The organism is Coleofasciculus sp. H7-2, from assembly GCF_042747725.1.
Taxonomy (GTDB): Bacteria; Cyanobacteriota; Cyanobacteriia; order Cyanobacteriales; family FACHB-T130; genus FACHB-T130.
The window spans coordinates 1-24756 of sequence record NZ_JBHZGO010000024.1 but is presented as its reverse complement, the minus strand read 5'-3'; the positions used below and the strand labels follow the sequence as shown (position 1 = coordinate 24756).

20 protein-coding genes are annotated in these 24756 nt (G+C 47.4%); 9 read left to right on the top strand and 11 right to left on the bottom strand.

The features are described from left to right. The first annotated feature begins 232 nt into the window (after positions 1-232). On the top strand, positions 233-682 hold the full coding sequence (locus ACFW2W_RS04980; RefSeq protein ID WP_378174146.1) for a VOC family protein: 450 nt from the start codon (positions 233-235) through the stop codon (positions 680-682). Between the two features lie 25 nt (positions 683-707). On the opposite strand, the gene ACFW2W_RS04975 is transcribed toward ACFW2W_RS04980, so the two are convergent. Next, entirely contained in the window at positions 708-896 is a 189-nt protein-coding gene (locus tag ACFW2W_RS04975; RefSeq protein WP_378174654.1) for a hypothetical protein, read from the bottom strand. On the opposite strand from ACFW2W_RS04975, the gene ACFW2W_RS04970 reads away from it, so the two are divergent. Both ACFW2W_RS04970 and ACFW2W_RS04965 read left to right on the top strand, forming a co-directional pair. After that, entirely contained in the window at positions 844-1641 is a 798-nt protein-coding gene (locus ACFW2W_RS04970; RefSeq protein ID WP_378174615.1) for an SDR family oxidoreductase, read from the top strand. The genes ACFW2W_RS04975 and ACFW2W_RS04970 overlap by 53 nt on opposite strands. Before the next feature lie 460 nt (positions 1642-2101). Beyond that, positions 2102-3274, top strand: coding sequence for a patatin-like phospholipase family protein (locus tag ACFW2W_RS04965; protein ID WP_378174143.1), 1173 nt, complete (start codon positions 2102-2104; stop codon positions 3272-3274). Positions 3275-3373: 99 nt separating this feature from the next. On the opposite strand, the gene leuS is transcribed toward ACFW2W_RS04965, so the two are convergent. Beyond that, a complete protein-coding gene (gene leuS / locus ACFW2W_RS04960) occupies positions 3374-5947 on the bottom strand; it encodes a leucine--tRNA ligase (RefSeq protein WP_378174140.1) in 2574 nt (857 codons plus the stop codon). A gap of 291 nt (positions 5948-6238) precedes the next feature. Between leuS and ACFW2W_RS04955 the strand changes: the two genes are divergently transcribed. Continuing rightward, entirely contained in the window at positions 6239-6454 is a 216-nt protein-coding gene (locus ACFW2W_RS04955) for a gamma-glutamylcyclotransferase (protein WP_378174137.1), read from the top strand. A gap of 56 nt (positions 6455-6510) precedes the next feature. Here ACFW2W_RS04955 and ACFW2W_RS04950 read toward each other — a convergent pair whose 3' ends face one another. The 4 genes from ACFW2W_RS04950 to ACFW2W_RS04935 form a co-directional block, all read right to left on the bottom strand. Then, positions 6511-7074, bottom strand: coding sequence for an anti-sigma factor family protein (locus ACFW2W_RS04950; RefSeq protein ID WP_378174134.1), 564 nt, complete (start codon positions 7072-7074; stop codon positions 6511-6513). Positions 7075-7256: 182 nt separating this feature from the next. Next, positions 7257-7388: a hypothetical protein gene (locus ACFW2W_RS04945; protein WP_378174131.1), complete on the bottom strand. Its 132-nt coding sequence runs from the start codon at positions 7386-7388 to the stop codon at positions 7257-7259. Positions 7389-7453: 65 nt separating this feature from the next. Further along, the gene (locus tag ACFW2W_RS04940; RefSeq protein ID WP_378174129.1) at positions 7454-8113 is read right to left on the bottom strand and encodes a sigma-70 family RNA polymerase sigma factor; all 660 of its coding nucleotides are present in this window, start codon (positions 8111-8113) and stop codon (positions 7454-7456) included. Positions 8114-8395: 282 nt separating this feature from the next. Further along, positions 8396-12016 (bottom strand): NB-ARC domain-containing protein, encoded by a 3621-nt coding sequence (locus tag ACFW2W_RS04935; protein ID WP_378174126.1) that lies wholly within the window; start codon positions 12014-12016, stop codon positions 8396-8398. 325 nt (positions 12017-12341) lie between these two features. On the opposite strand from ACFW2W_RS04935, the gene ACFW2W_RS04930 reads away from it, so the two are divergent. The 3 genes from ACFW2W_RS04930 (at position 12342) to ACFW2W_RS04920 (ending at position 15538) form a co-directional block, all read left to right on the top strand. Then, positions 12342-13253 carry a peptidoglycan-binding protein gene (locus ACFW2W_RS04930; RefSeq protein ID WP_378174123.1) on the top strand — a complete coding sequence of 304 codons (912 nt, stop codon included), beginning with the start codon at positions 12342-12344 and terminating at the stop codon, positions 13251-13253. Positions 13254-13647: 394 nt separating this feature from the next. Next, positions 13648-14595 (top strand): peptidoglycan-binding domain-containing protein, encoded by a 948-nt coding sequence (locus ACFW2W_RS04925; RefSeq protein WP_378174120.1) that lies wholly within the window; start codon positions 13648-13650, stop codon positions 14593-14595. Between the two features lie 31 nt (positions 14596-14626). Continuing rightward, positions 14627-15538 carry a hypothetical protein gene (locus ACFW2W_RS04920; RefSeq protein WP_378174117.1) on the top strand — a complete coding sequence of 304 codons (912 nt, stop codon included), beginning with the start codon at positions 14627-14629 and terminating at the stop codon, positions 15536-15538. Positions 15539-15566: 28 nt separating this feature from the next. Here the strand turns inward: ACFW2W_RS04920 and purU are convergent, their stop codons facing one another. The 5 genes from purU to ACFW2W_RS04895 all read right to left on the bottom strand — a co-directional run bounded on the left by purU (position 15567) and on the right by ACFW2W_RS04895 (position 21576). Then, positions 15567-16421: a formyltetrahydrofolate deformylase gene (purU, locus tag ACFW2W_RS04915; protein WP_378174114.1), complete on the bottom strand. Its 855-nt coding sequence runs from the start codon at positions 16419-16421 to the stop codon at positions 15567-15569. Beyond that, complete coding sequence (locus ACFW2W_RS04910) at positions 16418-17449, bottom strand: DUF4340 domain-containing protein (protein ID WP_378174111.1); 1032 nt, start codon at positions 17447-17449, stop codon at positions 16418-16420. The genes purU and ACFW2W_RS04910 overlap by 4 nt, the downstream gene beginning before the upstream one ends. Next, positions 17434-19323, bottom strand: coding sequence for a GldG family protein (locus ACFW2W_RS04905; RefSeq protein ID WP_378174108.1), 1890 nt, complete (start codon positions 19321-19323; stop codon positions 17434-17436). The genes ACFW2W_RS04910 and ACFW2W_RS04905 overlap by 16 nt, the downstream gene beginning before the upstream one ends. Positions 19324-19719: 396 nt before the next feature. After that, positions 19720-20523, bottom strand: coding sequence for an ABC transporter permease (locus ACFW2W_RS04900; RefSeq protein ID WP_378174105.1), 804 nt, complete (start codon positions 20521-20523; stop codon positions 19720-19722). After that, positions 20524-21576, bottom strand: coding sequence for an ABC transporter ATP-binding protein (locus ACFW2W_RS04895; protein ID WP_378174103.1), 1053 nt, complete (start codon positions 21574-21576; stop codon positions 20524-20526). A gap of 99 nt (positions 21577-21675) precedes the next feature. Between ACFW2W_RS04895 and ACFW2W_RS04890 the strand changes: the two genes are divergently transcribed. Together ACFW2W_RS04890 and ACFW2W_RS04885 are read left to right on the top strand one after the other, a co-directional pair. Next, complete coding sequence (locus ACFW2W_RS04890; protein WP_378174100.1) at positions 21676-23733, top strand: S-layer homology domain-containing protein; 2058 nt, start codon at positions 21676-21678, stop codon at positions 23731-23733. Positions 23734-23940: 207 nt separating this feature from the next. Further along, a complete protein-coding gene (locus tag ACFW2W_RS04885; protein ID WP_378174097.1) occupies positions 23941-24651 on the top strand; it encodes a hypothetical protein in 711 nt (236 codons plus the stop codon). Positions 24652-24756: the final 105 nt, after the last annotated feature.

Genomic DNA, 24756 nt, shown 5'->3' with positions numbered 1-24756 from the left:
GGCAGGTCATGAAGCTCATGGATACACCGGAGGACATCAGCAATGCCGCTGCGATCTATAGCTAGTGATGAGGCTTCTTTTATCACCGGCACTTAGATGTTTGTATACGGTGGTTTCACGATAGTTTTGGAAGAATGATAATCCCATCCACTGTTTTTGCTAATGGCAAAAAGCACTTTTTAAAGAAAATATGTAGAAAGTTTTGTCCACATCATCACCAAAGGTAATTACCATGCTAGAAGCATTATTCCACTGCAACGTGAATGTCACAGACCTAGATCGCTCGCTACCTTTTTACGAAATGCTTGGATTTAAAGTCATCCTAGATTACAGCCAGGGATTGAGCAGCCCAGAAATAGCTAAAGCTTTTGGCTTGGTCCACGCAAGAGTGCGGGGAGTGCAATTGAGTGTAGGAGACGATCCGAAATTAACGCGAATCGACCTGGTCGAGTTTATAGAGCCTAAAACAGAAGGAGACCCTTATCCTCATCTCTATCACACTGGAATTAATCGGATTTCTATTCGCACCAAAAACTTGCAGCAGATGTATGAGAAGTTGAAGGCGAAGAACGTAAACTTTCTGTCTGAACCTGTAACCATATCAGGAACAAACTTCACTTTTGTTTGCTGTACTGACCCAGATGGCACTGTACTTCAATTTGTTGAAGGAGACCACGATTGACAATTTAAGGAGAAAAACAGCATATTTATGGGGGTAAACTGAACAATTGAGTGCGATCGCTACCAAATTTATTAATGACGGGCTGATAATGCAATACTTTTTTACGGAGGAAAAGAATGAATCGAATCGCACTCGTCACAGGCACATCATCCGGCGTTGGATTGAGTACGGCGGTATTATTGGCGCACTCAGGCTTCACCGTCGTTGCGACCATGCGTAACCTAGAAAAGCGTAATCCTCTGGAAACGCGAGCGAAGACAGAGAATGTTACGCTCGACGTGCGTAGACTGGATGTTCAGGACGCAGCCTCCATTGACGAGTGCGTAAATTCTGTTGTCCGCGATTACGGTCGGATCGACGTGCTTGTCAATAACGCGGGCGCAGGCTATCTGGGAACCCTTGAGCAAACATCAATTGACGATCTAAATCAAACAATGGATGTCAATTTTTTCGGCGTCTGGCGCGTCACTCAAGCTGTCCTACCGATAATGCGCTCTGCTGGTTCTGGGCGGATCGTTACAGTTACCAGCGTCGGCGGTCTCATCGGGCACCCATTCAATGATGCCTATTGTGCCGCTAAATTTGCAGTCGAGGGTTTTATGGAGAGTCTCGCTCCCGTTGTTAAACGCCTCGGTATCTCTGTGTCGCTGATCGAACCGGGCGCGATCAATACGGAGTTCGTCGCATCCGTCCTAGAGACTAGAGAAAATTTGCAGCAACCCGTTCCCGAAGCCTATAGTAAGATGCTCGATGCATACCTCGCCGCAACGGAGCAAGTCTTTGCCACAGTAGGGCAAACAGGAGATGATGTCGCAAAAGTCATTGCCGAAGCTGCCACTGCTGATGTGCCACACTTCAGATACCAGACGTCCGACCTTATTCGTAGTCTTGTATCGAGCAAATATGTCGATCCCACGGGCGATGCGGTAGTTGCGATGTCAGGCGATCGACTCCCTTGACGAGGATTTCAAACACCACCTGCGACGCAATTCTCCCTCGTTCTATGATTGGTAGAAATTGCGATCGCGCCGCCACACGTCATCTTCAACGAACTTTCAATCCAACTGGCATAGCAGGAACGGTCAGCAATCCGGTGAAAATCAACGGAACTTGCTTGTGGTAGCGGATAATGGTGGCTGGGAAAAACCGATTACTGATTCTTAACTACTGCTCTCAAAAAATAATGTTTAATTAATCCCAAAAAGCAGCTTTTGTAGCAACAAGAGGCAAATTTTAAGCTGAGGTGATTCGATTTGCAAACATTTTTAATAGGTTAATTGAAACTTTGGTAAAGTTTCAACCAGCTTGCCTGTAAACCTACCAATACTTAAACGAGTAAATGTGTAATTGAAAGCCGCGATCGCTTAACATTTTACTGGCTCAATGTTGCAAAAAAATCTACTAAATAAGGAGTGGGAGATGACCTTGAATAAACTAGATTTAAAACGACCCAAGCGCTTACTGTCGATGGATGGCGGCGGTATTCGCGGATTGATCGTTGCTGAAATTCTAATTAAGTTAGAAGACATACTCTGCAACCAACCTAATTCTCCTTGGAAGTGCTTGGCAGATTACTTCGATTTCATTGGCGGCACGAGTGCAGGCTCAATTTTAGCGGCAGGACTCGCTAAAGGAATGTCAGCACGAGCATTGCGTGATATTTTTTATAACGATGCTCATAAAATGTTTAGTAAACGTTGGCTGCTCGGTCAACTGTGGTCGAAGTACGATTCAGAGCCGCTAGAGCAAAATCTAAAGTCTATTTTAGGTGACATCACGCTTGGCTCGGAGCAACTAAAAACACTCTTGATGATTGTTTCCAAGAATGTAACAACTGATGGAACCTGGTTCTTCGTTAATCATCCAAATAACCAATTCTTCAAGAGTAATAGCAAAATTCCCCTCTGGCATATAGTTCGAGCAAGTTCTGCTGCACCAACTTTTTTCCCGCCTCATATGTTTGCTGTCGGCAATCAACAGTATGAATTTGTTGATGGTGCTGTGAGTATGTTTAACAACCCATCATTTCAGTTGTTTGTCGAAGCAACTCAAAAAGAATATGGGATTGGTTGGGAAACGGGTGCCGATAACCTCTTGCTGATTTCAATTGGTACAGGGTTCAGTAACCAGCCGATTAAGTTGGGTGAGGCAAAAAAATACACGCTGCTCAACTGGGCAGGTTATGCAATCGGAGACTTAATGGAAGACGCAAACGTAGAGCAGAACGTTTTAATGAAGCTGATTGGCGATACACCTAGATCGAAGCATATTAATCGCGAACTGTCAGATGTTTCCGTACCCTCCATTAACGGGATGCAACAGTTAGAAACAGGTATCTCAAACCCTGAAACGCCTCCCTCCCAAGCGGTTGATGATTTCAATCGCAAGTTGCTCACCTATCACCGCTATACAACCTCATTTACAAAGAAACGCTTTGAGCAGTTGAAATTACCGCCAAACATCGACCCAAACTTAGTGACATCTATCGACTGCGTAGATCAAGTTGAAGCATTAAGCAAGATTGGTCAGGCAGTTGCTGAAGAACAAGTTTCACTTAAAGACTTTGAGAAGTTCAAGCACGAAGATTATTGAAAATGATGTGACGCTTTGGCAATTTGATGGAATTGCGATCGCGCTCTGAAGTCTCAAACTGAGAGTTTCTTCGAGAGTGCGATCGCCTAGTCTCTTTTTTCAACCCACCACGAAATTCACCAACTTTCCAGGCACCACAATCACCTTTTTAATTTCCTTACCTTCGATGAACCGCTGAGCAACTTCTGACTCGCAAGCGTACTGTTCTAAAGCTTCCCGATTCGCATCAGCGGGCACTTGAATCGCCCCACGGGTTTTGCCCATGACTTGAATCACCAGCGTGATTTCATCGACCACCAAGGCAGTCGGATCGACGCTAGGCCAAGTTTGGGTGTGTACCGAATCGCTGTAACCTATCGTGTGCCACAGTTCTTCAGCAATGTGAGGGGCAAAAGGAGCCATCAGGTAAATCAGAGTTTCTATCCCTTCGGCATACACTGGCGAGTCTTTGCATTTAGCGTCAGCTAAAGCATTGCTCAACTTCATTAACTCGGAAATCGCTGTATTGAATTGATACTCGCCCTCTAAATCTTCCGTAACGGCTTGAATTGCCCCGTGAATTGCCCGTCGCAAGTCTTTTTCGCCCTTATTCATCTCCCCCCCTTTGTCAGGCGGGCTAGGGGGGATCTGAGCGACAAATTCTGCCACCAGTCGCCAGACGCGGTTGAGGAAGCGAAATTGTCCTTCAACGTCGGCATCATCCCATTCCAAATCTTTTTCTGGGGGTGCCTTGAACAAGATAAACATCCGCGCCGTATCTGCCCCGTACTTGGCGAGGACTTCCTCTGGATCGATGCCGTTGTACTTCGACTTGGACATCTTTTCATAAAAGACTTGCAACGGTTCCCCCGTTTCTGGGTCTTTTGGATCGGCTGGGTCTACCTGTGCCGCTGGAATGTATTTGTCAGTGGCAGGATTTTTGTAGGTAGTGCCCTGCACCATGCCCTGAGTTAGCAGGCGTTGGAAGGGTTCGTCGAAGTTCAAAAGACCGCAGTCTCTCAAAACCTTGGTAAAGAACCGCGAGTACAACAAGTGCAAAATCGCGTGTTCAATCCCGCCCACATACTGGTCTACCGGCATCCAGTCATTGGTTTTTGCTGGGTCGAAAACTTGCTGTTCGTTCTTCGCATCGGGATAGCGCAAGAAATACCACGACGAATCAATAAATGTATCCATCGTGTCCGTCTCTCGCTTGGCTGGGGTGCCGCAAGCAGGACAAGGAACATTGACAAAAGCTTCCATCTGAGCCAACGGAGACGCCCCGCGACCCGTGAATTCTACCTCTTCCGGCAATCGAACCGGCAAGTCTTCATCCGGCACCGGCACCGTACCGCAGTTGGGACAGTGAATTGCCGGAATGGGTGCCCCCCAATAGCGTTGCCGCGAAATTAACCAATCCCGCAGGCGATACTGCACCCGCGCTTTCCCCCAACCCTGTTTTTCTGCGTATTGAACAATCGCTGTCTTCGCTTCAGTCGAATCCATCCCATTAAATCGGTCTGAATTCACCACCATCCCTGGTTCGGTGTAAGCCTCCGGTAGAGATGCGAAATTTCCCGTCTCTACATCATCCCCTGGCGGCACAATTACAACCTGAATGGGGAGATTCTGCTCAAACGCAAACCGGAAGTCCCGCGTGTCGTGGGCTGGAACACCCATCACCGCGCCAGTTCCGTACTCGTACAATACGTAGTCGGCAATCCAGATGGGAATTTCTTCCCCTGTAAAAGGATTCATCGCCTTCCCGCCAGTCGGAATGCCGCGCTTTGGCTTATCCTCTGCGGTGCGTTCCAATTCGCTTTCTTGGGCTACTTCTTGGATAAATGCTTCTACAGCCTCTTTTCGGTCTGGAGTCGTCACTTTGGCGGTCAAAGGATGTTCTGGCGCTAGCACCACGTAAGTAACGCCATAGACGGTATCGGGACGGGTGGTGAACACACCGATTTTTTCATCCAACCCGACAATCGGAAATTCTAAGTAAGCGCCAGTGGATTTACCAATCCAGTTCGCCTGCATCAACTTTACTCGATCGGGCCATCCGCTCAATTTGTCCAAATCGTTAAGCAATTGATCGGCGTAGTCGGTAATTTTCAGGAACCACTGCCGCAACATTTTCCGTTCGACTTTGGCACCAGAACGCCAAGATTTACCCTCCTTATCGACTTGTTCATTTGCCAGCACCGTCTGGTCGATGGGGTCCCAGTTGACGGCGGCTTCTTTCTGGTAAGCCAGTCCGGCTTTTAAAAACTGCAAGAATATCCACTGCGTCCATTTATAATAATCGGGCGAACAGGTGGCAACTTCGCGCCTCCAGTCGATTGAAAGCCCTAACTGCTGCAATTGACGCCGCATCTGAGCAATATTTTGATCGGTCCATTTTCCTGGAGCAATACCCCGGTCAATGGCGGCATTTTCGGCTGGCAAACCAAAGGCATCCCAACCCATCGGATGGAGTACGCGATAGCCTTGCATCCGCTTGAGTCGGGCAATCACATCCGTGATGGTGTAGTTGCGGACGTGTCCCATATGCAGGCTGCCCGATGGATAGGGGAACATGGACAGAGCATAGAACTTGGGCTTAGTGCTATCTGTGGGGGTTTGATCTAAGCTTTGTTCTGCCCAAGTCTGTTGCCACTTTTCCTCGATTGCTGCTGGGTTGTAACGGGACTCCACGGAAAAACTCCTGCTGGATTAGTAATCGTGTCTGCCTCAATATTCTGACACAACTGTTCACCATAGTCTGTTCACCATAGTCTGGACAGGAGGCTACACTTGCGCTTTGCGCTTAGAACCCACTAGCGATCGCGTTGCCATGCTCCTAGGGCTATAGCCTATATGTATTAGAGATATAGAACGTGAAGAAAGAGTAAGAATAGGAGTTAATAAATCATTTGAAATTACGGTGTTAAGCAAGAGTAATATTTTTTTAGCAGCAATGTTTCACATATCTATAGCAAGCATATTTTGAGTAATTTACAAGTTTTTGTTTACGGCACTTTGAAACCGGGAGAGTGCAATTACGAGCGATACTGTGCTGGAAAGGTAGTGGAAGAGAAAAGAGCGATCGCTTTCGGCGAACTTTTTTCCCTCCCAGCAGGGTATCCCGCGATGATCCCTGGCAATGCAAAAGTCCACGGGTTTTTACTTACGTTTCTTGATTTAACAAAAAATAATGAGTGATGAGTTCATTGCAAAACTCATCACTCATTGCTCAATATTTTTTAAGGCAGAGCAGATTAATTCTGATATCCCTTGGCGTCAGCTCCATCTACTGATGGCTTGACAAATTTTTCTGGAGCCGCGACTGCTGCTTTGGGAATCTCCACAGCGGGGTGATTTAAAGCAACCATCAAAGGTTCCGCTGCTGTCTCTGGAATGGGAGCTTGCGCTAGCTGGGGAGTCAGGGAGTGATTACCCGGAAGAATTCCTGACAAAGCACCGACAAACAATGCAGCGATCGCCGCACCACCCCATGCAGCAACCCGTTGGGATCTGCGGCGGTTGATGCGTCCAAAAACTTGATTGACAGCTTGTTGTGCTGATTGCTCGGACTCTGGAACGGGAAGCGTTTGTAAGCCTTGGCGTAATTTCACCAGCCTGGTATACAAACACTGCATTTTGGGATCGCTTTTCAGCCATTCCTGGACTTGTTTGCGCTCCGCAGCCGTTACTTCACTATCTAAATAGGCACTAAGCAATTCAAAGCGATCGCGCTGCAAAATATCCATCTCCTTAGAGACTTGTGCGTTTGCAGGGCACCGCTGTCCAGAATCCTTACGATTGTTAAAATCAGAGGTCATTTTCACATCACCAGCAAGTCACACAACAGGAAAGCAGAGCAGTCACCAATCTTTGCCACAATCAGTATATACGTAGAAACTTGTATTTCCTTAAAATTTTAACCGTTTTGTCAAGAACTAAAACACAAGCGATGGCAAGCTGACTTAATCCGTGACAACCAAGGGTGGACTTACATTTACGCTTAGTCTGGTTTTTTGGCAAGCGATCGCAAAAAGTAGAAATTAACCCTTTTTTCACGACCTAATCGTTCGATGTAAGCCACACCTTGCAGCACTTCAATGAACAAGGAATGCAATTTTACTGCTTTGAGCATAATCGGCAACCCAGGACGTGCGAATCCACCGAATAGCTGAAACTGGATTCTATCCCTAAGTTAGATTAATTTCCGTCTAGGTAGTTTTGCAGCTGAGATTGCAGTCGCTGACGCGCTCTAGCAATTCTAGATTTTACCGTTCCCAGCGAGACACCTGTGATTTCGGCAATTTCTTCATAAGCCATGCCTTCGATTTCTCTCAGGACGATGGTGGTGCGGAACACCTCTGGCAGATCGGCGATCGCTTCATGCAGCTGCTCATAAAATTCCCGCGTCGTCATGTCTTCGTCGGGACTTGGCTTGTCAGATGCAATTTCCCAATCCATTTCGCCGTCATCCATCATGCGAGGCGCATCCAACGACAGCGGATGAGACACCCGTTTGCGTTTACGCAGCTCATCGTAAAACAGATTCGTGGCAATCCGGCTCAACCACCCCCGGAACTTGACTGGCTCCTGCAACCGCTTAATATTGCGGTAAACCCGAATCCAGACTTCTTGAGCTAAATCTGCCCGATCTTGCCAATCTGGAGCCAGATGGTACAAAATCTTATCGACGTGAGACTGATACCGGCGCAAAAGTTCGGCAAAGGCAGCACGGTCAGGACGCAAGCCCGCCTGACAATGCAGAATTAGATCGTAGTTTGACAGTTTTTCAGGTTGCACCGGCGCTTGAGAAACCGTTGCTTCAGCCGTTGACCAGGATACAGGAATCGATTGAGTCATGGATGGATATAGGGGTTAAAACATCCTAACCCTCCAAGACGCTGCCACTTTGACAATGGTTCCCGCTTTTGGCGGGATGCTAAATGGCGCTCTACACCAATCTAGCGGATCGAAGGATACAACGTCGGGAGTTATTCATATAAATACGAACTTGTAACACTCCATCCGGAAAATAGGGGCTTTCCAGGCAGAAGGGCAGGGGCGATTTAAGAGAAAGTCATTTCTAATCGGGGTTAGAGGCGAATATAAGTACACGCAGGATTTCAGAGGATGAGGAAAATATTATTCCAACTCTACTGCCCCCAGCGCTTTTAGCGCCGCTTTCTGAGCATCTGTTAAACCTGTAACCCCAGTAATATTCATGCCTTCATAGGGTCTTTCACTTCTCAAGGTGTTCAGGCACTCGCCTGTCGCTACATCCCAAAGCTTAATCATTTCATCTTGCCCAGCACTCGCGAGTATTCGACTATCTGGACTGAAGACAACTGACCAAACTCCATTAGTATGTCCCTGGAAAGCTTTCAGGCATTCACCGCTACTAACATCCCACAACTGCACAGTGCGATCGCTAGCACTAGCTAGAATTTGACCATCTGGACTGAAAGCAACAGACCAAACCCCGTTAGTATGTCCGTGGAAAGTTTTCAGGCATTTACCGCTAATAACATCCCACAACCGTACACTCCGGTCATCGCTAGCGCTGGCGAGTATTTGACCATCTGGACTGAAGGCAACAGACCAAACTCCATTCGTATGTCCCTGAAAGGTTTTCAGGCATTCACCGCTACTGACATCCCACAACCTGACAGTGCGATCGCCACTCCCAGTCGCCAAAGTCTTCCCTTGCGGGTCGAAGACAACTGACCAAACCCAGTTAGTAAACTCCTGCAAAGTTTTCAGACATTCACCGCTACTGACATCCCACAACCTGACAGTGCGATCGCCACTGCTACTAACCAGAGTCTTACCTTGAGGACTAAAAGCGACTGATAATACCCAGTTGGTATGTCCTCGGCATATTTTGAGGCATCGACCGCTACGGACATCCCACAACCTGATAGTGCGATCGCAGCTAGCAGTAGCCAAGGTTTTACCTTGAGGACTAAAGGCAACTGACAATACCCAGTGACTATGCCCCTGCAAAGTTTGTAGAGACGTTGTATGCAGCGTCTTTACACCATCCGAAACATTCCACAACTTCACTGTAGCGTCACCACTGCCACTCGCTAAGGTCTTACCTTGAGGACAGAAGGCGAGCGATCGCACTCGATTCGTGTATCCCCATAGAGTTCTCAAAGCTTGACCCGTGTAGACATCCCATAACTTTACCGTTCGGTCGTCACTGCCACTCGCTAAGGTACGACCATCGGGACTAAAGGCAACTGACCAAACCTGACTCTCGTGTCCTTGCAAAGTTCTGAAGCATTGTCCGGTACTGGTATCCCACAATTTCACTGTCTGGTCGTGACTGCTACTCGCTAAGGTACGACCATCAGGACTAAAAGCAATTGATTGCACTAAAGAAGTATGTCCCTCAAAAGTTTTGTAGGGGCGAGTTTCAAACCCGCCCCTACCCGTGCTAACATCCCACAACTTTACAGTGCAATCATCGCTGCCACTCGCTAAGGTGCGACCATCAGGACTAAAAGCAATTGACTGTACCCAATGAGTATGTCCCTCCAAGGTTTTGTAAGGGTGAGTTTCAAACCCGTCGCTACCCGTGCTAACATCCCATAACTTGACAGTGCAGTCATTACTGCCAGTGGCTAAGGTGCGACCATCGGGGCTAAAGGTAACTGAACGAACTAAACTCGCGTGTCCTCGGCATATTTTCAAAACTTCACCCGTGTGGACATCCCATAGCTTAATCGTTCTATCATCACTGGAACTGGCTAAGATTTGACCATCTGGGCTAAAGGCAATCGACCAAACCCAACTGCTATGACCTTCCAAAGTTCTCAGGCACTTACCGTCACGGACATCCCACAGCTTCACCGTTCGGTCGTCACTGGAACTGGCTAAGATTTGACCATCCGGGCTAAAGGCGATTGACAGTATCCAACGGAGGTGAGTTTTACAAGTCAAAAGTGGCTTCATATCCGCAACTTGCCACAAGTGAATCTCGCCAGTTTCACCTGCTGTGGCTAAAAGTTTTCCATTTGGGCTAAATGCCACTGACAAAATGCTGCCGAATGTTTCAGTAAAAACAGATTTGGCTAAGTCGGCATTCTGGAAATTAACATGATGCAAATTTACATTTTTAAGATTAGCTTGCCAAACCGTTAAACCTGAGAAATCATAACGGCTCAAATTGCTTTTTAGTTGACAAAGTAGATTGAGAACATTCCCCCCGGCATATCCTGGTTTTATTGAAAAATGCTCTTTTGTATTTAATAAAATTTGATTTAATCTATCTTCAGTTTTGTTGACATTTCTAAAGATTGCGACAAGCTTATTTGTAAGAGGTTTCAGAATAAAGCGAATTTGTGACTCTCTAACATAGTCTTTCGACTGAGCCTTGATTAAGGCATAGCTGTTCAAGAGTGAAATCTCCCCGCTGGTAATTTCTTCACAGACCTGATCGATGAATCGGTCAGTCATGTATTCCATTACTACAGGCTGTTGCGTAAAAGTTGCCACATTTTTCTCTATCAGCGATCGCCGTTGTAGAGATTCCAGCGCTTCCAATAGTTCACGTTGCAATACTGGTGGTACAATATCGTCTCGCAGTTCTAGCAGCGAAACCAACTCTCGATTGATTGCCAGCCAGTACATAATCTGCTTTTCTAAAGTACACAAGCGATTAAACTGCTGGTCTAAAAGATCCCAAATATCACCAAAAACTGCTGTGCCTTGTTCTAGAAATTGAGAAATATTACCATCAAATAACTCTTGAATAGTCGTAGCAACTATCTTCAAGGCTAGTGGATTGCCTCGATAATGAGCCATTAGGAGTTTTAGCTCTTCTTCTGAAACTAAGAAACCTTTAGCATGAAAAATTTTATGTCCTTCTACCTCTGTCAAACCAGCTAGTTGCATAGCTCTAACTGGCAATGTTTTGCCTTCCTTGGATGCTATTCCTTTGGGTTTCTCCCGACTGGTTAGCACCAAGCAGCTTTGATGGTTTGTTTCTGCCACACATCTCAATAGCTGTCCATAACCCTCGTATCCTTCTCGGTAATGTCCAGCGCGATCGCCCTCACGCAAAATCGACTCAACATTATCCAGTACCAGCAAACAGCGCGATGAGCGTAAATACTCAATCAGCCGCGATACTTTACCGTCTACGGTTTCTGGTAAATCAGTTTCTTGTTGGTTGGATAGGAATTTGATGATGTCTGCCAGAGTATCTTGAACGGGTGGCGCATTACGGAGACTTCGCCAAATCAGATAATCAAACTCATTCTGAATTTGTTCTGCCAGCTTTACAGACAAAGCAGTTTTGCCAATCCCGCCCATGCCCAGTAATGCTACCAGACGACAGCGATCGCTTACAATCCACTGTTCAAGAGTGGCGAGTTCTTTTGTGCGTCCATAGAAAAGCGATACGTCAACCGCCTCTCCCCAGTCTTGACATTTGTTAGTAGTCACGCCAACAGCAGTTACTGGTTTAGACAACACTTCCGGCATTTGTTGCAACTTTGGCAAGACGCGGCGCGAATACCCCTTCAAGACTGACTGCAAATTATTTTTTGTCACCCTCTCTCCAAACGCCTCTGAGAGTAACTTCCACAACTTAGAACCAGCATCCCTGACGTAACCAGGGTCATAAACAAAGCTGCTTGCAATCTTCTCGTAAGATTGTCCTTTCCAAGATTCCTCAAACACAATTTTTTGAACTTTATTTAAGCGTCCTCGATCTAGAACGCTCTCTACAATTTCTAGCGCTTCTTCAACAGTCATTTGTGAAAACTTGCCTCAGAAGTAAATGTGAGCGATTTTAAATCCGACAAATAGCGGGTAGTAGTTGCATTGCCCGATCTAGGTTGCCTTCTAACTTCAAACACTTTCTTAAGGATTACGTGTAAAAGCTGGGAATTCCCTCTAGAAAATCAGTCCTGGCTTTTTGTACACGAGGTTTCCAGTATATATCCTGCCATTTTTATGACATTTATCTGACATCGATCTGACACTTCTCATGACATTTTCCGACTGTCAAGCCTTGTACAGAAAGCTTAACTTGGGCTTATGCGAAAACGAAAACCTTAGTCACAGAAAAAGAAAGACAATGCGATTTACAGAGATGAAAGACACTTATCAGCAACTTTGGCGCACGGTCAAAATAACCGATTTAAGCGCCACTGATGCAGTTGTTTCTAAGATTATGTCCAATCGGGGTCGGTACGAACAGGCGCAGCGCGAAAGTGGCGTGTGGTGGCCTGTCATTGCTGCTATTCATAACCTTGAAGCCTCGCTTTCCTTTAAGGGGCATCTCCACAACGGCGATCCTCTTAGCGCCAGAACCAAGAACGTTCCAGCAGGAAGACCGATTTTAGGGACTCCTCCCTTTACCTGGGAAGAGTCGGCTGCTGATGCTTTGGCAATGAAACGCACCGATGAGGTCAATTTCTTAGATACTCCAGAAGAAATTCTTTGGTACTGCGAGAGATACAACGGCTGGGGTTATCAGACAGGTGCAGGGCGCAACTCGACGCCGCCGCGACGTTCGCCCTATCTGTGGTCTAAGACTAATCACTGGACTAAAGGTAAGTTCACCGCAGATGGTCGCTTCGATCCAAATGCCGGTTCTTCCCAGGTAGGAGTCGCCGCCATCCTCAAGCGAATCGAACAACTCGAACATATTAGCTTCGATCCATTACAACCTACTGTACCTGCACTGACAAATGGGCAAAGACCGATCCTCCGTGTCGGTGACAAAGGGTTTTGGGTTGGTGTTGCTCAACATACAGTTAATGGCTGTGGATTTGGGCCCCTAACTGTTAATAACGATTTTGACTCAGCAACAGAGCGCATCATTATGAAGTTTCAAAGAAGCGTGGGACTGAATGACGATGGTGACGTGGGACAGCTGACTTGGGCGGCGCTGGATGCACACAAGAAGCTACCGGGTTGGACTCCGTTAAGCGGTATCTCGCAGCCAGCACTGACAAACCCTGTTGCAGCAGCACCCAGCCTTTAAATAGTCTGATATCTTGCACTAACCCGATAACCTGCCCGGAACTTGAGTTCCACAGCTTATAGCGAAAGTCCTCTGAAGAGGACTAAGAAAGAGTTTCAGTCCATTTTAATGGACTTCAGCTATTAGCCAGTGATTTGAATCGCTGGCGGGCTAACAGCGTAAGTGCAAGATATGAGTAGTCAAACTAAGAACCTATCCAAAGATCGCTTAGCCATTTTCAAGGATAAAACTCGGCAGAAATAGGGCAGTGATTTTTGGATACTCCTTCCGCCTTAAGTACAAAACATTGCAATCGACTAAGGCGTTCATCCCAGAGCGTTGATTAGGGATTCAACGCTTGCTGACTGTCTTTTTTTAGCACTCATATCACCTATTCTTTTGGAGGTTTAGAGCAATGCGTTTGCAAACTTTCTATCAAGCCAGACTAAATAACCAAAGTGTGGACTATGGCATTGACGCGATCGCTGCTGACGAAGAATTAACCACACATATTCAAGAGGTTCTAATTTGGCTGAAGTTTCTCGATCCACCTGCTGATGGCAAGTTTGGTCCGATTTCTTCTAACGCTCTGGTTGAGTTTCAGGATGTAATGAAGTCGTCTGAGCCAGCAGTGTCTGAGGAAAGAGGGTTTCTTGGAGTGGTGACAGCCAGGTTATTGATTGAAACTTCACCCGATGAAGTACCTAAGCCTGAAGTGGATCTAACCAAAAATAACCTGGAAGCCCGCATCATCGCCTATATGCTGAAAATGAACTACCGCGTTTCGGTAGGACAGCAAAGGTACAACATTGTTTATGTCGAGGGCATGAATGCGGACGGTAGCCTAAATAGCGATGCTCCTAACCAGTTTAACGATCGCCGCATGGTGATTGAGATTCCCAATGAAGTACCAATTCTCAGGCAAAACTGGGAAGGCACTACAGAACCCGGTACTACCCTCACCCTTACACCGATGAACGCCTTAGGAGCAGCTCGGATTGCTTTTGGGCAGTATAAAGCCTGGAAGGTCGGTACACATTGGGGTAAGGGTGCAGAACCCCACGAAGCTTTGGAGCAGGTGTCACCCGTCTCTGTTTACCGGGACAAAAACAAAGACTTTATTCGTAAGGGCGACTTTCTGGACACAGGCAATTTTGACATCAATCAGCACTATGGGTTTGACTATCCGCGCAATGACATTGGTATGGCTGGCGCTGGCTGTCTTGTCGGACGCACCCGGCAAGGTCACAGGGATTTCATGGCACTGATCAAGCAGGACAAGCGTTACCAGCTCAATAAAGAATACAGATTCGTGACAACAATTATTCCCGGAGATGATTTGGTGAAGCAGTTCCCAGGCTAGCTATTAGGGCGAATTTTGTTAAAAGCTGGCGATGCGATCGCTTTCTTTTCCTAATGCGATCGCATCCCTTCTAAAAACTTTTTTGATTTCAGGAGTTGATAAAATGACACAAGGAAATAACTTGGAACTTTCCAGGGTAGAGACAAACTCATCTCTCCAAAATGAGATAAGCACTACCCCACCAAAAGATAGCAGGTTTCGCCAATTTTTTAGGAAAACATTTAAGGGAAGACCGAATCAACAGCCGACTCTCCTGGGACATTTCTTGATTTCAAGTAGCTTGCTAATCCTAATTGGGTTTGGTTACTTTTCACTCTCCTGGTATGGAGCTAAACAAGCCAAGGAGTGGCTGGGACCTCAAGAAGAATTTACCCCTCTTGGCGAAAAATTAAATGCTACAGCAACTGAAAAAGTGAGATTAGCCGAACAACTCAATCAAATTGAGTTACGTATTAATCGATACTCAGATATGATGATATTTTTTTACCAGCACTACTACATCTCAATTTCCCTGACGTCGGCTTCAGCTTTAGTAGCGGGGATTTGTTTGTTCTTTATCAGTAAAAAAGGATGGCAGGATGCAAATAATGCTTTAATTAATGTCTTCATTGTTACTTCTAGTGCTGTAATATTTTTTGGAGATTTGCCGGAACTATTTAGACATAATGAAAATAGTGCAGCCAGTCGTGATTTATATCTCGGACATATCTCTCTAAGAAATCAAGTCCGCAGCTATTTAGCCACTGGTGCAACAGTCGGTGCAGATCCAGAAAAACCGAATGAGTTTAGTCGTCCAGAAACCAGTCGGTTGATTCTTTATATTGACCTAAAACTGGCTGAATTACATAAAGTCCCCCTTGGCTTCGATCCTACGGGAATCAAGGATATAGAAGGGAAGTCAAAATTAGGTGTTCCTGAAAAGACTCTACCTCCTAAACAGTAAAACTGTTGCATTTTAAGTGTGCGATCGCTTACTCAAATACTACTGTGCGATTCCCGTACACCAACACACGATTTCGCAAGTGCGATCGCACTGCTCTTGCTAACACGACTCTCTCTAAATCTTTGCCTTTGCGAATCAAATCGTCAACCTCATCCCGGTGGCTGACTCGCACTACATCTTGTTCAATAATTGGGCCTGCATCCAAGTCGGTGGTGACATAGTGCGCCGTTGCACCGATAATTTTGACGCCGCGTTCGTAGGCTTTGTGGTAGGGATTGGCTCCTACAAATGCCGGTAAAAATGAGTGATGGATATTGATAATTTGCGGAAATTGATTGATAAAATCAGGGCTGACAATTTGCATATATTTCGCCAGGACAACTAAATCAATGTTGTATTGCCGCAGTAGTTCTAATTGTTTGGCTTCCTGCTGTGATTTGGTTTCTTTGGTAATCGGAATGTGATGATAGTCGATGCCAAATTGAGCGGCTACATCATTTAAATCGGGATGGTTGCTGATAATTAGCGGAATTTCGGCGGAGAATTCTTTTGCTCTGTGACGCCAAATTAGGTCAAAGAGGCAATGATCTTGTTTGCTTACCCAGATGGCAATGCGGGGTACAGTGTCGGAAAAGTGCAGCTGCCAGTTAGCTTGTAGAGGTTGCGCGATCGCGTTAAATGCTGGGCCAATCAACTCACGCGGTAGATTAAAATCTTCTAACTGCCACTCAATTCGAGTGAGAAATAACCCAGCAGCAAAGTCGGTGTGCTGATCGGCATGAATAATATTGCCGCCATTAGCGTAGATGAAGTTAGCAATTTTTGCCACCAATCCTCGTCGATCGGGGCAGGAAACTAGCAGCGTTGCGGTGGGGCTGTTCATGGGGAAGGAGAGGGACTGGGATTCTCTAACTTTTCGGTTTTTGAAGTCTCGTTTTTACTATTTTTTGGAGAGGGAGAAGGGCTGGGCTGAGGTGACTTAGCGGGTGTTGCTTTGTCTGATTTTTTGTCCGAAGTATCTTTCTTACTTTCTGGGGAAGGAGAAGGACTGGGCTTATCTGACTGAGACGGTGTTGCTGTTTCAGAAGTCTCGTTTTTAGTATTTTTTGGAGAGGGAGAAAAACTAGGTTTATCTGACTGAGATGGTGTTGCTTTGTCAGAGGTTTTATCCGAAGTATCTTTCTTACTTTCTGGGGAAGACGGACTGGGCTGAGGTGACTGAGATGGTGTTACTTTGTCAGAGGTATTATCCGGACTATCTTTTTTAACCGCTTCCTTGGCTTGCCATTCTGACAGAGGGCGTTTTACACCATACTCGAAGTCTATTGGTACTAAAAGCACCTCTAGCTGCTGAGGCGTCGGCGCGGGGGGGTCAACTTGAGCATACAAGAAACTACTATTGAAGTTAGGCTTCCCCAAAATTATCTGATGAGTTTGCTGATTGTTCAGCCTTACTTCTATCGTAGCTTGGGGTTTGTCGAGTCCATATTCTTGCAGCTGGTTAGCAAAGATAGAGAGAGTGCGATCGCTCTTGCCATCTACCAGTAAATCTAGCAAGTATGAAACAGATGGATCGCTGGCTGGGGCGTCGCTGGGCGCTTTCATCTGCCATTGAGAAATACTAGGCTTGTCCACAGCTTGCTGAGTGACTCGCTCAAACTTCAAGGTTTGTTCCTGACTTTTAACTGTCAAAGCCTGTATCTGGTCTTTTTCAAAAGAAAAGATATCCTTTTGTTTTGCCTGTGCTGCTTCTCGTTGGGGGGCACCTTTAATTTCATAAAAATAAACGAATCCCCCCAAACTAAGCGCCAACAGTATCAGAATCCAAGTTGTTCGTTTTAGCTTCATAATCAACACGCGAGTTGATTTTAGATTAAATCCAAAATCCAAAATTACTAACGTCTTAACCACCAAACCAGTCCGGCTGTAATAAACCCGATTAAGGGCATAATCAACACAGCTATCCAACCCAATATATTGGCTTGGTCTTGGGACAGGTTGATGCGACGATCTTTTACTTGTTTGGGACGGATAGATAAAAGTTGCTCATCCTGTTTGCTTAACCAGCTGACGGAGTTGAGGAATACATCTCCATTTAGTTGCTGATCGAACAAACCATCGCTAGCAAAGTCAGAATTACCCAAGACAACCAGACGGGATTCTGCTGCCTTTTGGTCAGCATTTTCCGTCTTTGCCGGTGAATTGGTAGGAGTTGGGGACGCACTGGGGCTAGCGGTTGTCGCCGTTGGAGTAGGAGAAGCTGATGTCGTCGCCGTTGGGGTTGGGGACGCCCTGGGGCTAGCGGTTGTCGCCGTTGGAGTTGGAGTGGGAGAAGCTGATGTCGTCGCCGTTGGAGTTGGGGACGCACTGGGGCTAGCGGTTGCCGTTGGAGTGGGAGAAGCTGATGTCGTCGCCGTTGGAGTTGGGGACGCACTGGGGCTAGCGGTTGTCGTTGGAGTTGGAGTTGGAGTGGGAGAAGCTGATGTCGTCGCCGTTGGGGTTGGGGATGGTACAGACGCGCTTTGGGGAGGATAGACGCGATTTAGGGCGACGCCGAGAATTAGAGGTCCTTGGCGATCGCTTTCGGGATTAAACTGCAAGCGATCGCTTTGGGGATTGCTCTCAGCCCAACTCTCGTCCTTTGTCACCAGCAAAGGCGTCGCCTGGATACCGGCGATGGGAGTCACTTCAATCGGTCGTGCAAACGGGTAGAAAGAACGACCATCCTGAAAATCTTTAGTAATGGGATGTTGACCGTAGCGCGTAACCATAATCACCGCCGGACTCAGCCCCGCCTGACCGCCGGACAGGTCAATCGCAAGACGATTATCCAGCCTCACTCCCCAATCTTTCAGCAAGCTATCCAGACCGGGATTGGTATTCCGGTCTACCATCACCAGCAGACTACCGCCACGCTTCAGGTAATCGCTCAAAGCTGTGACTTCGGCTGCAAACAGCGCCCGTTTGGGGCCAGCAATGACGATGAGGTTAGCATCTTGGGGAATTCCTGAAGTTTTAGCCAAGTCTAGGGTTTGAGTGGTGTAGCTTTTCTCTCCCAGGCTACTCACCGCTTGAGAGATACTTCCTTGCGCCGCTTGTAAGGGACGTTCGCCGTGACCTTGGAGGAAATAAACCTTGCCCACGCGATCGCTAGTAATTTGGGCGATCGCATTCGTCAGCCCTGTTTCCGAAAGGCTCTCCCCCCGCTGCGGGTTCACTGTCTCGATGAGCTTTCGTCGCCCCTCCGATTCCAGATAAACTTCCCCTAGGGATTGAAGGTTAAACCTTTGAGCCAGTCCGGGTCGCAGTTGCGGATCGACAAATTCAAAACTAAATTGAGAGCCATATCGCCGATAATTTTCCAGCAATTGTTGGTCTTGAGGATTGGGATTTTCCTCAAATACCCACACCTTGACTGGCTGCGACAAATTTTGCACCAATTGCTGCGACTGGGGGGCGAGGGTAAATAGCTGATTTTCAGTTAAATCCACTCGCACGGCACGGCGAACACCCAGAAAATTAATCAGCCCCAAAATCACCACCACCGCCAGCGTTGCCGCCAGAGCATTGGTTCCCGCCTGAGTTGACCTGCGTCCCCAAAAGCCATTTGGCGAACCGCCCAAAGATAGCAGCCATAACCCAATAATTACGATTCCAGCAACGATTAAACCTACGGGCACCGCCCCCCAGCTACTGGATACCAATCCAGCAACTAGACCCGTAATTGCCAGAACTGGGCCAAGCAAAAAGAGATATTTTAAATACTTCCAATTGATGGTTTTCATGTTGGCTAATTGAAGGATTGCTAACTGCTGCCAATGGATTTTAGGTAAGCGTTTAGCTTGGGTGACAGTTCATCAATGATATAGCAATCCTATTTAAGTTGTGCGCGAGTATTCGCCTTAGTGTAGAGACAAGGGTTATCGCGTCTCTACAAGGGTTCGCGAATCATTTAGGATTGCTATAGGTTTGAGTGTATTGATCTGTTCATCTGTCAATAAATCTACCCCGTAGGCTGAAGCCTAGGGCTATACAAACGAAGCCTGCCGGGAGCAGGCTATAGAGATGCATGAGACCGCGAAGGCGGTCTTTGTACGCGCCAGCCCCACCCTTTAGGGTGTGGGCTACTTGCAAGTTTTCACGCATTCGGTCTTCCCATCTAAACAACTCCACTGTTCCATTTAAGAACGCTGATAGCGCAAGGTATCGATAGATTGGGCAGTGAGAAACACGCCTAAGATAATGTAGCTAGCAAACATAATCAGACTGCTAGTATCAACCACACCTTGCACCAGAGTGTTGTAATGTTTGACTAAGGATAAATGATTCCACGCCTCTCCTAAAACGCCGCCAGTCAGTTTAGCTAAAAGCTCGATCAGCGAGAAACATAAAATTAGCACAAAGGTAAGAATGGCTGCCAAGATTGTGCTTTCGGTGAGGGAAGAAATAAACATTCCCAAGCTAAGAATCGCTGCGGCAACCAAGATTAATGCTGCATGACCCAATAGCGGTACCGCAGGCGGCAGGGGTGGGCTTGAGGCATTAAAAGCGATCGCTTCGTATACCAGCAACGGCACCACCATTGTGATAAAAAATGTCAGTACCCCCAACAATTTACCCACCGCCACCGCCCAGTTTGTGATCGGCGAGGTGGCTAATAGCTCTAAAGTCCCTCGCTTGCGTTCCTCGGAATACAGCCCCATTGAGAGAATGGGCAGAATAAATAACGATAAAAAAAACATTGCCCCTAGAAAGCTTTGGAGAGTGTTATAGGCGACATCGATAGGAGGAACGGGTGCGCCGATTTGCTGTCCTTGAAAATAAATATCCAAAGCGCGATCGCTCTCAGCTTGCAATGCAGTGAGGAAGAATAATCCAGCTAAAAACCAGAAAGCACCCGCCACTATATATGCCAGCGGCGAAGCAAAATAGCCATGCAATTCCTTGCGGTAAATTGCCAAAATATTACTAATGATTACGCCCATTTATTCAACTCCTCCAGATTGCTCATTGGCAACGATGACAGCAGCTTCTGCGGGCGAGGTGGCGGATGTCCCATTGCCATCGGTTTCATCCGTATCGGGATCTACGACTACCTTTTCTTGGGTCGTCAGTTCGATAAACACGTCCTCAAGACTAGCGCGAGTGCGGCGCATTTCATACAATGCCACCCCCGCCCCAATTAAAACCGCAGCAATATCACGCGCCGGTTCGGTGCCCGGTTCTGATACTACACGGATTAGACAGCGATTGGGCGGTAATTCCTGGCTGGGGATGGATTCTACAAAACGAACTCCTGGCAAAACTAAAAGCATCTGTTGCACAGCTTCTACATCCCCGTCGATTTCCAATTCATAGCCAGATCCGCCAGCTAGCTGTGCTACCAGATTTTCCGGGCTATTCGTTGCCACAAGCCGACCGCGATTGATAATTGCCACTCGGCTGCAAGTCATGCTAACTTCCGGCAAAATATGGGTAGAGAGAATGATTGTGTGGCTACCGGCAAGGCTTTTAATTAAGTTGCGAACCTCGATAATTTGCCGGGGATCGAGACCAACCGTGGGTTCATCTAAAATAATAGCGGGTGGGTCGTGGACGATCGCTTGGGCAATGCCAACCCGTTGGCGGAAGCCTTTAGAAAGCTTGCGGATGAGTACCTTGCGCTTTTCAGTGAGGTTGCAGCGTTCCATTGCCGAATTGACTTGGGCTTTGCGATCGCGTCTGGGAACGCCCTTAATCCGCGCCACAAAATGCAAAAATCCCTCCACGGTCATGTCAGGATACAAAGGTGGCGTCTCCGGTAAATATCCAATCCGCCGTCGCACCGCCATTAAATCTTCATGCACATCGTACCCAGCAATCCGGGCAGTCCCACTGGAGGCGGGTAAATATCCCGCCAAAATCCGCATGGTTGTCGTTTTTCCGGCACCATTCGGTCCCAAAAAACCCAAAATTTCCCCAGGTTCCACTTTAAAGGTGACATCCTGTATGGCTGGGGTCGAGCCATAGATTTTGCTTAAATTTTCAACTTCGATCATTATGGGTCATTGGTCATTGGTCATTGGTTATTGGTCATTGGTCAAAAGCAAACAACTAAGGACGAATGACAAAGGACTAAATTCAAAACTCTTTACTTTATGGGTCAACCAATGCTTTATGTCAACCCAGCGACTGGCAAAGATAACAGTGTCGGTAACTCATCTGCCCCACTGAAGACGCTTACTCGTGCCCTGAAGCAGGCTCAAGCCGGAACTTCGATTCAGTTGGCATCGGGGATTTACAATGCGGCTGGGGGAGAAGTGTTTCCCCTGGTTATCCCGGCTGGGGTGACGGTGGTAGGGAATGAATCCAGCAAAGGCAAGGGAATTCAAATAGAAGGCAGTGGGGAATATATTAGCCCAAGCTTTGGCTCCCAAAACATTACCCTGCGGCTGGAAACGGATGCCCAACTGCGGGGAGTAACGGTGACAAATCGGGGGGCGAAGGGGACAGGGGTTTGGATAGAATCTACATCGCCAAGGCTGGCAAATAATACTTTCACCAGTTGCAGTCGAGATGGCGTCTTTGTCACGGGTACGGCTAAACCGGCAATTTTGGATAATGTATTTACCCAAAATGCCGCCACAGGTCTTTCCCTCTTCCGTAATGCCAAGGGGGAAGTGCGGCGGAATGTGGCAGACAGAACGGGTTACGGGATTTTGATTGGGGATCGGGCGGCTCCCCTAATTACCGATAATAAGATTTTTGCGAATCGGGCGGGGATTTTTCTGTCTCGTGACGCCACACCCGTGCTGCGTCGCAATCTAATTGAGAAAAATACACAAGCAGGGCTAATTGTCAATGATGCGGCAAAACCCCAGCTAGGGAGTCGTCAAGAGCCAGCGGGGAATATTTTGCGGGATAATGGGGAAGTCGATCTGCAAAATCTGACCCGGTTCACAATTGTCTCAGCGGGAAATCAGCTGAATCCGGCGCGGGTGCAGGGAACGGTGGAATTTGTGGCGGCGACGGTTGCCGCTAATTTTACAATGGGACCTGCCCAGTTTAGCGATGTTGCGGGTTATTGGGCGGAAGCGTTTATTCAGGCGCTGGTGGCGAAAAATCTGATGAGTGGCTTCCCGGATGGGACGTTTCAGCCAGAAGCGGCAATGACTCGCGCCCAATATGCAGCAGCGATCGCTAAAACCTTTAACTTGCCGCCACGACCGGGAAATCCCAGCAGTTTCAAGGATATTCCAGCAGATTTTTGGGCGGCGGGGGCGATCGCTAAGGCTGCGTCTATGGGTTTTATCTCTGGGTTTCCAGATAGCACATTTCGACCGGGGCAAAATCTGACGCGGGTGCAAGCGATCGCATCTTTAGTCAGTGGTTTGGCACTCACCGGGGGCAATTCTAGCGTCTTGGGAGTTTATGGCGATCGCGCTCAAATTCCCAGCTACGCCACAGATGCTGTCGCCGTTGCCACCACGAGGCGCATGGTGGTGAATTATCCCCAAGTTCAACAACTCGAACCGATGCGAGACATTACCCGTGCCGAAGTTGCCGCACTCATTTACCAGGCATTAGTCACGACTGGGGAACTCAAGGCGATCGCTTCTCCCTATATTGTCAATCCTGATGCCAATCCCGACTCGTCCCTTCCCAGCTTCAGCGACATTCAGGGACATTGGGCAGAAAATTCTATTCGAGGATTGGCTAATCAAAACCTGCTGGGTGGCTTTGCCGATGGCACTTTCAAACCAGACGATCGACTCAATCGGGCGGGATTTGCTGCTTTGTTGGTCAAAGCCTTTAACCCCACTTCCAAACGCCCCGCCATCCAGTTCACCGATATCCCCCCTACTTTTTGGGCGCAGGCGGTCATTCAACAAGCTTATAGCGGTGGCTTCATTACCGGATTTCCCGACCAAACCTTCCGCCCCCAGCAGCCGGTTCTGAGAGTCCAGCTGATTGTTTCTCTGGTGAGTGGATTGGGCTTTGCCTCTGGGGATGAAAAACTCTTAGACAAGTACGAAGACCGCGAGGCGATTCCCGCCTATGCCCGCCCTGCTGTTGCTGCCGCTACACAACGGGGCATCGTTGTCAACCACCCGGCACCCGCACAACTCAATCCAAATCGAGAAGCCACGCGAGCCGAGGCAGCTGCTATGGTTTATCAGGCATTAGTCACCACTGGGCGATTGCCTGCTCAGTAGGGGCTTTCGCATTTGGGCGATCGCGATAAATTATCGCCCGTAGGCGTAAACCCTTAAAGAATGCATATTTTGCTTGTCTTGTCAAATACTTCTACTGGACTAGCGCTTAGAGTGCAAGATGTAAATATAACCAATGACTAATGACTGATGACAGCTAATCGCTAATCTGCGATTAATATTATTTCTGGTCTGCCAAGTTAAGGTCTGATGACAGAGTCAACTCAAGACTCAGCTACTGCCTACGCAACAACGCTGCTTCTTTACTATTGTTTTGAACTGATTAGGGGTTACACGGCTGAGGAATTGGTAGCCCAGTGGCTCCACAACTATGGTGCCAACTGGGTGCGTCTAGCCGTGATTGAGGCGCTCTATCAGGGACGTTACAAAGCGATTTCTGTCGAGCAAATCTTAAATTTCTGGTCTCGGCGCGGTCAAGCGCTGTATCACTTTAACCATGATTTTGAGCGCTTGGTTTGTCGCAATTTTCCCCAAAATTTGACCGAAGCAGCCGATCCGCTACCGGCAAACTTAGCTTCTAACTCTGAGTCAAGTCTAGAGCGAGTCAATGCTAGAGACGCGATGAATCCAGTTTATTCATCCTCAACGGAAGCAGCCGCAGATGCCAGTGACGATGCTAGAGCGATCGCAACTGGTCGAGCGATCGCCCAGACGCCGCTTTCCCCAGAGGCTGCCGCTTCCGTCTCAGAACCGACGGACACCAACAACCCTAGGGACGTTGCCAATTCAGAAGACGCCAGCACCAGTTTCTCGCTGCGTTCTAGTCACAAAAATTATCAAGCAAATTGGTCGCGTTGGGATGTCAGCAAACGCCCAATACACCAATTCATCCCAACCGCAGATGATTCGGATTTTTACCACAAACTCAAAGCCGTCGCCCAGAGTGATGAAGATGCTTAAGCAATTAAAAATTAAAAATGAATAATCCCCATTTTTAATTTTTAGTAGCTAGTAGGTTGGGTTGAGGAACGAAACCCAACTTATGGGTGTTGGGTTTCGTTCCTC

Bases quoted from the DNA above. Each gene is read 5' to 3' on its own strand.
- ACFW2W_RS04900 (WP_378174105.1), bottom strand. From the start codon at position 20,523: ATGGGCGTAATCATTAGTAATATTTTGGCAATTTACCGCAAGGAATTG.
- purU (WP_378174114.1), bottom strand. From the start codon at position 16,421: ATGAACAGCCCCACCGCAACGCTGCTAGTTTCCTGCCCCGATCGACGA.
- ACFW2W_RS04940 (WP_378174129.1), bottom strand. From the start codon at position 8,113: ATGACTCAATCGATTCCTGTATCCTGGTCAACGGCTGAAGCAACGGTT.
- ACFW2W_RS04935 (WP_378174126.1), bottom strand. From the start codon at position 12,016: ATGACTGTTGAAGAAGCGCTAGAAATTGTAGAGAGCGTTCTAGATCGA.
- ACFW2W_RS04905 (WP_378174108.1), bottom strand. From the start codon at position 19,323: ATGAAAACCATCAATTGGAAGTATTTAAAATATCTCTTTTTGCTTGGC.
- ACFW2W_RS04890 (WP_378174100.1), top strand. From the start codon at position 21,676: ATGGGTCAACCAATGCTTTATGTCAACCCAGCGACTGGCAAAGATAAC.
- ACFW2W_RS04920 (WP_378174117.1), top strand. From the start codon at position 14,627: ATGCGATCGCTTTCTTTTCCTAATGCGATCGCATCCCTTCTAAAAACT.
- ACFW2W_RS04950 (WP_378174134.1), bottom strand. From the start codon at position 7,074: ATGACCTCTGATTTTAACAATCGTAAGGATTCTGGACAGCGGTGCCCT.
- ACFW2W_RS04895 (WP_378174103.1), bottom strand. From the start codon at position 21,576: ATGATCGAAGTTGAAAATTTAAGCAAAATCTATGGCTCGACCCCAGCC.
- ACFW2W_RS04885 (WP_378174097.1), top strand. From the start codon at position 23,941: ATGACAGAGTCAACTCAAGACTCAGCTACTGCCTACGCAACAACGCTG.
- ACFW2W_RS04925 (WP_378174120.1), top strand. From the start codon at position 13,648: ATGCGTTTGCAAACTTTCTATCAAGCCAGACTAAATAACCAAAGTGTG.
- ACFW2W_RS04980 (WP_378174146.1), top strand. From the start codon at position 233: ATGCTAGAAGCATTATTCCACTGCAACGTGAATGTCACAGACCTAGAT.
- ACFW2W_RS04965 (WP_378174143.1), top strand. From the start codon at position 2,102: ATGACCTTGAATAAACTAGATTTAAAACGACCCAAGCGCTTACTGTCG.
- ACFW2W_RS04930 (WP_378174123.1), top strand. From the start codon at position 12,342: ATGCGATTTACAGAGATGAAAGACACTTATCAGCAACTTTGGCGCACG.
- ACFW2W_RS04945 (WP_378174131.1), bottom strand. From the start codon at position 7,388: ATGCTCAAAGCAGTAAAATTGCATTCCTTGTTCATTGAAGTGCTGCAA.
- ACFW2W_RS04975 (WP_378174654.1), bottom strand. From the start codon at position 896: ATGGTCGCAACGACGGTGAAGCCTGAGTGCGCCAATAATACCGCCGTA.